The 4,149-nt window shown below is 61.1% G+C and carries 7 protein-coding genes; 3 read left to right on the forward strand and 4 right to left on the reverse strand.

Translation table 11 applies throughout. From position 1 onward, the window contains the following. Positions 1-32: 32 nt before the first annotated feature. Genes EOD15_RS29885 through purC form a run of 3 tightly spaced genes read right to left on the reverse strand, consistent with a single transcriptional unit; the run spans position 33 to position 1,387 of the window. On the reverse strand, positions 33-287 hold the full coding sequence (locus EOD15_RS29885; protein WP_127322702.1) for a hypothetical protein: 255 nt from the start codon (positions 285-287) through the stop codon (positions 33-35). A 19-nt stretch (positions 288-306) separates the two neighbouring features. Beyond that, on the reverse strand, positions 307-549 hold the full coding sequence (purS, locus tag EOD15_RS29890) for a phosphoribosylformylglycinamidine synthase subunit PurS (protein ID WP_013532128.1): 243 nt from the start codon (positions 547-549) through the stop codon (positions 307-309). A gap of 43 nt (positions 550-592) precedes the next feature. Further along, entirely contained in the window at positions 593-1,387 is a 795-nt protein-coding gene (gene purC / locus EOD15_RS29895) for a phosphoribosylaminoimidazolesuccinocarboxamide synthase (protein ID WP_013532127.1), read from the reverse strand. 275 nt (positions 1,388-1,662) lie between these two features. On the opposite strand from purC, the gene EOD15_RS29900 reads away from it, so the two are divergent. Both EOD15_RS29900 and EOD15_RS29905 read left to right on the forward strand, forming a co-directional pair. Then, the gene (locus EOD15_RS29900; protein WP_127322703.1) at positions 1,663-1,983 is read left to right on the forward strand and encodes a DUF1476 domain-containing protein; all 321 of its coding nucleotides are present in this window, start codon (positions 1,663-1,665) and stop codon (positions 1,981-1,983) included. 121 nt (positions 1,984-2,104) lie between these two features. Continuing rightward, the gene (locus EOD15_RS29905) at positions 2,105-2,878 is read left to right on the forward strand and encodes an HpcH/HpaI aldolase/citrate lyase family protein (protein ID WP_127409101.1); all 774 of its coding nucleotides are present in this window, start codon (positions 2,105-2,107) and stop codon (positions 2,876-2,878) included. 6 nt (positions 2,879-2,884) lie between these two features. Here the strand turns inward: EOD15_RS29905 and EOD15_RS29910 are convergent, their stop codons facing one another. Further along, on the reverse strand, positions 2,885-3,439 hold the full coding sequence (locus EOD15_RS29910) for an alpha/beta hydrolase (RefSeq protein WP_127409102.1): 555 nt from the start codon (positions 3,437-3,439) through the stop codon (positions 2,885-2,887). 249 nt (positions 3,440-3,688) lie between these two features. On the opposite strand from EOD15_RS29910, the gene EOD15_RS29915 reads away from it, so the two are divergent. Next, positions 3,689-4,149, forward strand: a 461-nt coding sequence (locus EOD15_RS29915; RefSeq protein ID WP_185929111.1) for a VOC family protein, incomplete at its 3' end; no start/stop codon positions are given.

Here is a 4,149-nt window from a genome sequence, read left to right on the forward strand (position 1 = left end):
GTTGAGGCCGGGCAGGAGGACGACGGCTGATTTCATTTTGGTTCGTAAGGCCTCTGGGCTTCGGCGAGCTCGCGCAGGTCGAGACGCTGCTCAATCCGTTCAAGACGTTGATCGATACGGCCTGTTATCGCGTAGATATTGTTGACGTCCGTTTGCGTACTCAACGCCTGCAACCTGATCGCGACAATCTCGTGCTTGACTTCGCCCAGGCCACTCTCAAGTCGATCCATTCGTGAATGGATTTTCTTGAGACGCTCGTACATCAGTTCTTTCGTGACTTCAGGCATACGTGCCTCCGGCACAACCTTAGGTAAGCGTCACACTATAATTCTCAATCACCGTGTTCGCCAGCAGCTTGTCGCACATGGCCTTGAGGTCCGCTTCGGCCTTGGCCTTGTCGCTTTCCGCCAGCTCGACGTCGAACACCTTGCCCTGCCGCACCGTGCCGACGCCGCCGAAGCCCAGGCCGGACAGCGCGTGTTCTATCGCTTTGCCTTGCGGGTCGAGCACGCCGTTCTTGAGGGTGACGGTAATGCGGGCCTTGATCACGCTGGACATGCTCCTGTTCTGAGTATCGGGAGGCAAGCCGCGATCAGTGCGGCTTGCCTTTGAGGCCGTCGGTCGAGGCGACAAGCACCGGGCCGGTTGGGCGCGGCGGTTCGTTCTCGTTCATGATGCCGAGGCGGCGGGCAACTTCCTGGTAGGCCTCGACAAGGCCGCCCATGTCGCGGCGGAAACGATCCTTGTCGAGCTTGTCCTGCGTCGCCACGTCCCACAGGCGGCAGGAATCCGGCGAGATCTCGTCGGCGACGACAATGCGCATCATGTCGCCCTCGAACAGCCGGCCGCATTCGATCTTGAAGTCGACGAGCTGGATGCCGACGCCCATGAACAGGCCGGAGAGAAAGTCGTTGACGCGGATGGCCAGCGCCATGACGTCGTCGATCTCCTGCGGGCTCGCCCAGCCGAACGCGGTGATGTGCTCTTCCGACACCATCGGATCGTCGAGCGCGTCGGCCTTGTAATAGAATTCGATGATCGAGCGCGGCAGAACGGTGCCTTCCTCGATGCCGAGCCGCTTGGACAGCGAACCGGCGGCGACATTGCGCACCACCACTTCGAGCGGAATAATCTCGACTTCCTTGATCAGCTGCTCGCGCATGTTCAGCCGGCGGATGAAATGGGTCGGAATGCCCATGCGGTTCAAATGGTTGAAGATGTACTCGGAAATGCGGTTGTTGAGGACACCCTTGCCGTCGATGACCTCGTGCTTCTTCTTGTTGAACGCGGTGGCGTCATCCTTGAAGAACTGGATAAGCGTGCCCGGTTCGGGTCCCTCATAGAGTATCTTGGCCTTGCCTTCATAAATGCGGCGGCGATTTTTCATTTGGATTTTTCTCTGGGGTTCCGGACAGGGCGGTATCAGACCATTTCCTGTCCGTCTGCCTGAAATAGTGCGGCTACGGTAGGGTTCAATGCCGGGTCTATCCCAATCACATCGTTTGCTCAATCGGCAAATCCTTCCAATCAACCGCTTTCGGGACTGAAATGCCGCAGCGCAGCATGCGATGAAGCGTATTGACCGGCCCGCGACCTTTTGGTTTGTGCTTTGGCAACGCACATATTCACCGCCAACGAATCGAATTTGACCGGAGGGACGCCATGAGCAGCATGAAAGACCGCGAAGAGGGCTTTGAGCGTAAATTCGCATTCGACGAGGAGCTTCGGTTCAAGGCCTCGGCGCGCCGCAACAAGGCGCTCGGCCTGTGGGCCGCCGAAAAGCTCGGAAAGTCCGGCGCTGATGCCGACGCCTATGCCAAGGAAGTGGTTGTTTCCGACATCGAGGAAGCCGGCGACCACGACGTGTTCCGCAAGATCCGTGGGGATTTCGACGCGGCCGGCGTCGAGCAGTCGGACCACCAGATCCGCCGCACCATGGACGAACTGATGGCGCAGGCGATCGAGCAGATCAAGAACACCTGATCCGGGCTATGCGCCCGGCCATAAGCTGGACCAATCGACCGCCCGGCCTATCCGGGCGGTTTTTCTTTGCCTTTGTCGCGATTTCCGGCTGAAACTGCCGGAGTTAACAAGGAAAGTATCCATGTCCCTGAAGTCCCGCCTCGCGGCCGACGAAACGCTGTTCACCGCATGGTCCGGCGTGCCGGATGCCTTGACCGTCGAGATCGTCGCCAAGCAGGGCTTCGATGCCGTCACGCTCGACATGCAGCATGGCGGCCATCACGAAGACAGCGTGCTGCGTGGCCTGGTGCCGGTGCTGGCTGCCGGCAAGCCGGCGCTGGTGCGCATTCCCGTTGGCCGTTTCGACATGGCAAGCCGCGCGCTCGATTTCGGCGCCGAGGCAGTCATCGCGCCGATGGTGAATTCGGTTGCCGATGCAAAACTGTTCGCGGCCGCAATAAAATCCCCGCCGCTCGGCGAGCGCTCCTGGGGTCCGACCTACGCTTTTCCACGCCACGGCAAAGGCGACCAGGCCGAATGGCTGCGCGACACCAATCAGCGCACGATGGCCTTCGCCATGGTCGAGACGCGCGCCGCCCTCGATGCGCTCGACGGCATCCTCGATACGCCCGGCATCGACGGCATCTTCCTCGGCCCATCGGATTTCTCGATCGCCTGGAGCAATGGTGCCACCGTCAATTCGACGCTGGAAAGCATGATGGAGACGGTGGCATCGGTTGCCGAGCGCACCCGCAAGGCCGGCAAACATGCGGCGATCTATGTTGTCGAGCCGGCAATTGCCGGCCGGGTCGTGTCGATGGGCTATCGCCTGCTGGCCATGGGCTCCGAGCATTCGCTGATCGGGCTTGGCGCAAAAACGCTGATCAAGAGCGTCCGCGATTCGATCGGGTCCTGAAGAAACTCAGGGTTTCAAATCCGTCAGGAATTTGGCGAAGGTCATTGAACCTTCGGGCCACGGCCCGAAGCCTGAATCCGCGTTCAGATGACCGGTCTCGCCGGCATCGATGAACAGCGAGCCCCATGCACCGGCAATGTCTTCGGCGACATCGAAGGCGCAGAACGGATCGTTGCGGCTGGCGATCACGATCGAGGGAAAGGGCAGCGGCTCACGCGGATAGGGGCCGAAGGTCATCAGGTGCCTGGGCCTGATCTCGGGATTGGCGACGTCGGGAGGTGCCACGAAGAAGGCCCCGGCGACCGGCTTGCGGAACTGCGGAATGGCTTGCACCGCAGTGGTGACGCCGAGCGAATGCGCGACCAGGACGACCGGCCGCTCGGCCTCGTTGACCGCCTTGGCGACGCTCGCCGTCCAGTCCTCGCGAACCGGCTTCGACCACTCGGCCTGTTCGACGCGGCGCGCCGTCGACAGTTTCGACTGCCAGCGGCTCTGCCAATGGTCGGGGCCGGAATTGGTGTAGCCCGGTACGATGAGAATATCTGCTTCCTTGACCTTCATGGCGCTGAGATAGCGAGCGGCATCGCTTCGTGCAACCGGCAGGAACGCCGCCTTTGATCACAATAGTGAACACCATGTTCGCTTCTTCGCGTCTTGTGTGAACGATGCCGATGGACGATCTGTGGTCAGGAAAAGAAACAGCCGTGCGCGGGAACCCTGACTTTGGAACTGACACGACGTACAATGATCGGCGGAGTGGGGCTTCTCGCCTTGGGAGCTTCATCGCAGGCCGGTCGAACGGAGCATTCGATGAGCGAGTTGCCTTTTGCCGCCAACACCCCGGTCAGCGTTGCCCGCGTCGGGCTGAAGGCGCGCGACGCGGAAAGCCTTGCCGCCTATTACCGCGAAATTGTCGGTCTGCAGGAGTTGAGCCGTGCCGATGGCGCGATCACCCTGGGCGCCGCCAACCGTCCCTTGTTGGTGCTTGAGCAGGACGCTTCAGCCAAGCCGGATGATCCGCGCAGCGCCGGGCTGTTCCACACCGCCTTCCTGCTGCCCAGCCGCGCCGACCTCGGCCGCTGGATCAACCACGCCATATCAAACAAGATCGCGATCGAGGGCGCTTCCGACCATCTGGTCAGCGAAGCTCTGTACCTGACCGATCCCGAAGGCAATGGCATCGAGATCTATGCCGACCGCCGTGCGCAGGACTGGAAGTGGAATGGCGACAAGATTGCCATGGCGACAGAACGGCTGAACATTCCGTCCGT

The sequence above is a fragment of the Mesorhizobium sp. M7A.T.Ca.US.000.02.2.1 genome, assembly GCF_003996995.1.
Taxonomy (GTDB): Bacteria; Pseudomonadota; Alphaproteobacteria; order Rhizobiales; family Rhizobiaceae; genus Mesorhizobium.